Origin of the sequence: Hyalangium sp., from assembly GCF_035629615.1 — a bacterium.
GTDB lineage: Bacteria > Myxococcota > Myxococcia > Myxococcales > Myxococcaceae > Hyalangium.
On the sequence record NZ_DASPHO010000716.1, the window covers coordinates 1 to 6,024 of the forward strand.

9 protein-coding genes and 1 pseudogene are annotated in these 6,024 nt (G+C 68.2%); all 10 read right to left on the minus strand.

Features of this window, described 5'->3' with window-relative positions; all coding sequences use genetic code 11:
• Positions 1-230, minus strand: a pseudogene (locus VD972_RS35730) (hypothetical protein); the annotation flags it as partial.
• 4 nt (positions 231-234) lie between these two features.
• Positions 235-417 (minus strand): hypothetical protein, encoded by a 183-nt coding sequence (locus tag VD972_RS35735; RefSeq protein ID WP_324993292.1) that lies wholly within the window; start codon positions 415-417, stop codon positions 235-237.
• Positions 418-699: 282 nt separating this feature from the next.
• A complete protein-coding gene (locus tag VD972_RS35740; RefSeq protein ID WP_324993293.1) occupies positions 700-1,140 on the minus strand; it encodes a hypothetical protein in 441 nt (146 codons plus the stop codon).
• A 9-nt stretch (positions 1,141-1,149) separates the two neighbouring features.
• Complete coding sequence (locus VD972_RS35745) at positions 1,150-1,866, minus strand: SGNH/GDSL hydrolase family protein (protein WP_324993294.1); 717 nt, start codon at positions 1,864-1,866, stop codon at positions 1,150-1,152.
• Positions 1,851-2,507: a hypothetical protein gene (locus tag VD972_RS35750; RefSeq protein WP_324993295.1), complete on the minus strand. Its 657-nt coding sequence runs from the start codon at positions 2,505-2,507 to the stop codon at positions 1,851-1,853. Before VD972_RS35750 ends, VD972_RS35745 begins: the two co-directional genes overlap by 16 nt.
• Positions 2,508-2,515: 8 nt before the next feature.
• Positions 2,516-2,950, minus strand: a complete 435-nt coding sequence (locus VD972_RS35755; protein ID WP_324993296.1) for a hypothetical protein — start codon at positions 2,948-2,950, stop codon at positions 2,516-2,518.
• Positions 2,951-2,988: 38 nt separating this feature from the next.
• Positions 2,989-3,330, minus strand: coding sequence for a hypothetical protein (locus VD972_RS35760; protein ID WP_324993297.1), 342 nt, complete (start codon positions 3,328-3,330; stop codon positions 2,989-2,991).
• Entirely contained in the window at positions 3,330-4,001 is a 672-nt protein-coding gene (locus VD972_RS35765) for a hypothetical protein (protein WP_324993298.1), read from the minus strand. Before VD972_RS35765 ends, VD972_RS35760 begins: the two co-directional genes overlap by 1 nt.
• Positions 4,002-4,077: 76 nt before the next feature.
• Positions 4,078-4,515, minus strand: a complete 438-nt coding sequence (locus VD972_RS35770; RefSeq protein WP_324993299.1) for a hypothetical protein — start codon at positions 4,513-4,515, stop codon at positions 4,078-4,080.
• Positions 4,516-4,630: 115 nt separating this feature from the next.
• The gene (locus VD972_RS35775) at positions 4,631-5,806 is read right to left on the minus strand and encodes a phage major capsid protein (protein WP_324993300.1); all 1,176 of its coding nucleotides are present in this window, start codon (positions 5,804-5,806) and stop codon (positions 4,631-4,633) included.
• Positions 5,807-6,024: the final 218 nt, after the last annotated feature.

Genomic DNA, 6,024 nt, shown 5'->3' on the forward strand with positions numbered 1-6,024 from the left:
GAGAGGGGTGGGCCGAGGTTGTACTCAGGTCCTGCGAGGAAGGCTGTCCCCGCGAGGTTGCTCGCGTCCGTGGGGTCTCCCCGCGGCACGAGGAAGTTGGACACGTCGAGGGTGCGCCGCGCCTCATCCCGGCAGGCGAAGTCCAACTCGCGCAGCACCTGCTCCGGGTTGTCCCGGAGCTGCTTGAGGGCACGCACGTCCACCGTCACCTTCACAAGTCCGCGCGCCATGGGCTCACTCGGGGATCGCCGGGCTCACCTTATGCTCGGCCGTGAGCCACGGGGGAATGAGGTGGCCCTGCTCCAGGTAGTCAGCCAGCCACAGGCGGAAGGTCCCGCTGAAATTCCACTGCGCCAGGTGCCCGAGGCCCCCTACCGTCCAACGCGCGAGGGATCGCCCAGCGCGCAAGTCCTTCACGAGCAGTCGCGTTGCGAGGTCTACGGACTCTGCCGGCGTAGTGTCCGCCCTCGCGTTCTCCGATCTCGGAGTTGGCGTCGCCATAGGCACGCACCACCATTCCCCGCCCCCGCGCCTCTCTCGGCGCACCTGGTCCTGCTGCTCTGGAGCGAGGAATTCCCACGGCACCGTGGAGAGCCCTACTCCGGTTTCCGGGTGCACGATGATGACAGGCTCGCCCGGCACTGGGCGCCTTTGCTTTGGGTTCTCGCTGGATAGGTCCATGCCTCTGAGAAGGGGCGGTCAGCTGTCCGGCGTCACCGAGCCGGGCTCGGTGGTGGCGCGGTACTCCACGCGCACGGTGAAGCTGAAGAGCGCCCGCCCCATGTCATCCGGCCCGAGGTGCACGGGCTTCCCCGTGGGGCGCACCCACACGTAGCCCTCGGGGGTGTTCTCCCAGCACGCATCCCATGCGGCCACCGCCTTCGCCTCGGCCGCGAGGAATACGTTGCGCGGCCCGCGCACCTGCACGGTGAGTTCATGCACCAGGCGCATCCGCCCAGCTCCGCCCAGGAGCTCTTCGTCCTCTCCCGGATCGGAGAGCTCCACCACTGACACGCACGCGTCCGGAGCTCCGGCGGGCATGGGGCCACGGTAGAGGGTGGGTGGCGTTGACTCGGTGCTGCCCACCTCGGCCGCCTCGAGCACGTCCACCAGGGCCTGCTTCACGTCCTTGAGGGGCATGGCGCTACCTCACTCGGGGAAGGCGAGGCGGGCCTTCTCGGCCCACTCGTCCGTTGCGCCCTGGAGCCAGTGAATCCCGTCGCAGCTCCACGCGGTGAGCAGGTACCCGTCCGTCTCGGGCTCTTCCCACGCGCTGCCTGAGCCAACGTCGATGCAGGTAATGTCCGGCCGGGCAGCACACGCCGCCGCCCACAGGGCGTTGTACTCCTGGGCCAGAGCCCAACCCGTGGCCGTGTCCGTGCAGAAGCCACAGCCGCGGAAGGGGCCGATGTTCGTCCACACCACCCGGCGGCCCAACTCGCGCGCGTCATCCACCGCAGAGAGCATGTCCTCGAGCGCCTGCTCAGTGTCTCCCGTCCCGAGGCGGAAGTTGTTCACCCCTCCCTGGAAGAGGTACGCGCCACACCTCTCGCCGGCACAGGCAGTGTCCCGGGTGGCGAAGTAGCGGTCGGCAATCTGCGAGGTGGTGGTGCCGGACTGGGCCCGGTTGGAAGCGAGGTACCCGGGCAGGAGCGCAGCCAGGGCCAGGTACGGGGGGGTGTCGTTGCAGAACCCGTCACCAATCGAGTCTCCCAGCGTCACGAGGCTCGAGGGGAGCAGGCCCGTGACGGCGTCGCTCATCTGCACCACCGCTGTGCCAGCCGTCCGCCCGGGGTAGGTGTACTGGGCCTGAGCTCCAACCTCCACGGCCAGGAGGAGGAGAGCCAGTGTCAGGAGGCGGGGCATGTCGTGGCATCCCCCACGGTGCTGCTTCCCGTGCCAAAGTCCACGCCCACCCAGTCGTAGCCTGGTGAGGCCTCTCCATCCGAGGTGCAGACGCACATCTTCGTGCGGACGCTCGAGCCAGCCGTCACGAAGGCAATGGTCCCCGGCCTCACCGTCGAGCTCGTCCCGTCACCACACGTCGGCAACGAGGCCTTGGAGGCAACGCGGAATCCATCCGTGTCATCCACGGTGAGCGGCGTGTTGGAGGTGGCGTTTGTGAGCGTGCCGTTGCCATTCACCTGAACGGGGTTGGTCGCGAAGGCGGCGCTGCCGTTGCCGTAGATGATTGTCTCACCAATCCGCACGGTGGCCGTCCCGCTGCCGTCGCTCAGGAGGATGTCGCCGGCCACGTTGGTGCCGATGGTGTTGAGCGTACCGGGCCCCAGGTCGATGCAGCTCATGAGCGCGGAGTTGCACTTGAGGCCAGTCCCCGAGGTGGCGCTGGCCACGTACCGGGCAGCGGTGAGGTCCTGGCCGAGCAGGGCCGCCACCACGTCCACGCTGATTCCCGTGGCCATGGCCTGTGCATAGGCCCCGGGGGCGTTGAGGGCGACGGTGAAGAGCAGAGCGCCGAGCATGCCGGCGAAGAGAGGGCGCGCCATGTCGTGCCTCACAGGCTGGTGTCCCCGTCGATCCGGACCGTGACGGTGGTGCCGCCGGAAACCAGGATGGAATCCGCGGCAAAGAGGACACGCCTGCTCTGCAGGTACCCAGCCCGCAGGTCGGGCCACGCCTGGCAGCGGACGGTGGCAGTCACGGACAGGTCGAGGTCCGGGTTCCGCATCCAGAGCGCGGCGTCTGGGTGGTACACCCACGCGCGCAGCCGCCCTCCCGAACTGCCCCCGGTGAGCGTCTGCCCGGAGCCAGCGCACACCGAGACCATGAAGCCTCGAACCGGGTAGCCCCCGTCTGAGGTGAGGGACATGCCGTCCGTGGAGAGGGTGGGCGCGGACTCAGTGAGGTCCTGTTCCTCGTAAAGGTAGCGGGGTGGGGCTGCCAGCGCGGGGAGCGCGAGCAGGAGCAGCAGCACGGCGAGGTATCTCAAGGGTGCCTCCTGAAAGGGACACCTCAGAGAAGGGGCGGCTACAGGTGCACCTCGTAGTGGTCCACCACCTGGCTGAAGAGCCGATACCGGGTGTGGACGGCTAGCGGCTCCCGGCTCCCGGTGGTGTCCTCCGGATCTTCAGGCGCAGCGGTACCCGTGGGCCACACGAGATCCTTGTCTGTGACGGCGGCCTCCGTGAAGAGAACGGCCTCCTCCACCACCTCCTGCCCACGCGCATCCCGAATGAGCCGGGTGCTCGGCTGGTAACGGCAGAGGGCCGGGACGGGCTCTCCATACGTCTTCACGCCGCGGTGATCGACCGAGACGAAGGGCCGGTAGGTGAAGGACTGCACGAAGGTGGCGCGGACCATGCTCGGCATCAGCGCGCCCCCCTGGGCTTGCGGTACGGTGCCGCCAGGGCCCGAGCGGACAGGGGCAGCGGAGCGCGGCCGCCCTGGAGCGAGTCACCGCCCCAGCCCACGGAGGCATCCCCCGTGGACATGCTGGTAACTCCCGCGTCCTGCCCCTTTCGCTGGAACCACGCCGTCACCACCTCGAGCGCGGCTTGCTCCAGTTCCGGGGGCATGTCACTGGGCGAGTAAGTGCTCAGCGCCACCTGCCCCGGCGTCACCCACCCTGCGGTGAAGGTGACGACGATCGCTCCGGTGTCATGTGCCTGGTACGGCGTCGAGGAGATGCCGGCCGTCCACTCCCCAGTGAAGGGCCAGCGGTACGTGCTGCGCGCGACGATGCGTCCCTTGCGTGCCCCGTCCCTCCCGTCAAGGGCGTAGAGGGAGGAGTCCACCACGCTGCCCCCCACGGCGATGGAGGTGAGTGCCTGAATCGCCCCGCTCTCCAGCCACAGGTAGCGCCCGCCCCGGCCCACCACCGTCTCCTCCACGTCCTCGCGCCGATAGACGGGGTAGCCCAGGTACTCGGCCACGGCGGAGCTCGCCGCGGTGATGAGGCCCGGCAGCGAAGCCTCGGAGCTGGTCACTCCAAGCCGCGCCGCTGCCGTCGCCGCTGTGGTCATGTCGAGTTGGTTCGGCAAGGTAGGCTCCAAGAGAAAGGCCGGGGGCAGCCGGTGAAGGCCACCGCCCGGCCGGGAGTGAGGGTGCTACTCAGGCTCAGACGGGCAGGTTCTGGAAGCCCCCGAGGGTGACGCTGGCCGCGCAGAGGGCGGTGGGAGTGGTGCCGCCGGTGAGGGCCACCACCGTCTTCACCCGGGCGTAGAAGTACCCGCTGGCGAGGGCCGCCAGGTTGACGTCCACCTCGCCTGCCTTGCTGTCCGCGGTGAGTGCCACGCTCGAGCTCGTCACATCCACCGGAACGGTGAAGGCCTCGTCGGCCGACACCTGGAGCGAGTAGGTGACGGTGTAGCTGTCCGGCGTGCCCGTCGCCGCGCCTGTGGCTCCAGTGAGGACGCAGCTCTTCGCCTCCTCGATGGAGAAGGCGGCGCCGTAGCTGGTGCCGGCAGACTTGGCCGCCGGCTCCACACCCTGAATGGCGGCGGAGGCACCCACAGTCTTCAGGTAGGCGCCGATGTTCGTAGAGGAAGCATGCATGAGGAAGGACTCCGGGACTGCGAGGAAGGAGCCCAGGAGCGCACTCCCAGGCAGGTGAGGCTGTCAGCACTTTGCAGACGTCTGCAAAACGAGCGGGGCCGCAAGCCCCTCGGCATCAGGCGTAGGTGATCTCGTCGATGACGGCGAAGGCGCTGTCGTGGCGCACCTTCCAGTCCAGATTGGAGATGCCGCGCACCACCACGATGTCATTCGAGAACTGCTCGGAATGGTCCATCTCCACCATCACGCCGTCCTTCTCGCCCATGTAGAGCTGCGAGAAGAGGCCAAAGACGATCAAGTCCTTGCCCCCGGTGCCCTCTCCGGAGATCGAGTCCGTGACGTACACGGGGTAGCCGTTGAGCGTGCCGGCGTCGAGCTGCTGCCGGAACACCCAGCCAGCGCCGTCCCGCATGCTCTTGAGCGCCATGAGCGTCTTGGAGGTCATCACCCAGCCGGGCGAGTTCCCCTGGAACGGGATTTTCGACTCGCGCACCAGGCGCTCGGCCTTGTCCAGGTCGGCGATGACGGACGTGAGGTTCGCCTGCTTGAAGGCCGCGGTCTGCGCGTTCTTGTTCGCCGTCTTCACCTGCTTGACGAGGCCCGTGGGGTTCGCGCCGCTGCCGTCGCCGACGATGCCCTGCTTGTCGGCCTCCACGCCCAGCGCGCTGAACATGTCGGCCGTGAGGACCTCGGCGCCGTTCCAGCTCGGGTCGCGGATCATCTCCCCAGTGGTCTCCAGCAGGCCCATCAGCTTCTTGGGATCGAGGATGACCGCGCCCGTGGAAGGCGAGGCGATGGTGGGCTTGTTGCCCGGCATCACGAACTGGGCAGTCGCGGCGGCGTTGAGCCGGCCGATGTTGAACTTGCCCGAGATCGTCTGCGCCCGCGCGCCGGCCTGGAGCAGCACCGTCGTGTCGCGCAGCACTTCGATGATCTCCGAGCTGAAGTACTCGGGCAGCAGCGAGCCTCCCTCGCTGAAGACGACGGGCGTCAGCAGGTCGGCCTTCACCGCCTCCTGCCAGGCCTTCTCGGCGGAGGTGTAGGCCTTCTGCAGCACGGTGAGCTGCGGATCGTTGGGGGCGGACTTCGCCAACATGGCGGACTTGATGGCCAGGCCGAACATGCGCCGAAACGCCTTGAGGCGCTCCGGCCTGCCGACGGACTTGCCGGTGATGATCGGCTGGACGGCGGGGCCTCGCGGCTGAGCGGCGAGGGCCTCCGCGACGGCCTTGGCGATGACAGCGTCGATGTGCTTCTGCAACTCCGGAGTGAGGTTGAGGGGCGTCGTCATGGAACAGTTCCTTGCGAGAGCAGTGGTGGAGGTGAAGAAGGGGCGGGGCTCAGCGGATGAAGCGGCGCGCGAGGGGCACGCTCTTCTGGGGCTCAGGCTCGGGCGGCACGCTGGCCTTCTCGTACATGGCCTTCATGTCCGAGACCGCCTTCTGCAGCGACGTCACCTGTTCCGTCACGGGCAGGAGCTTCTCGTCCATGAGGGCCGCGAGCGCGTCC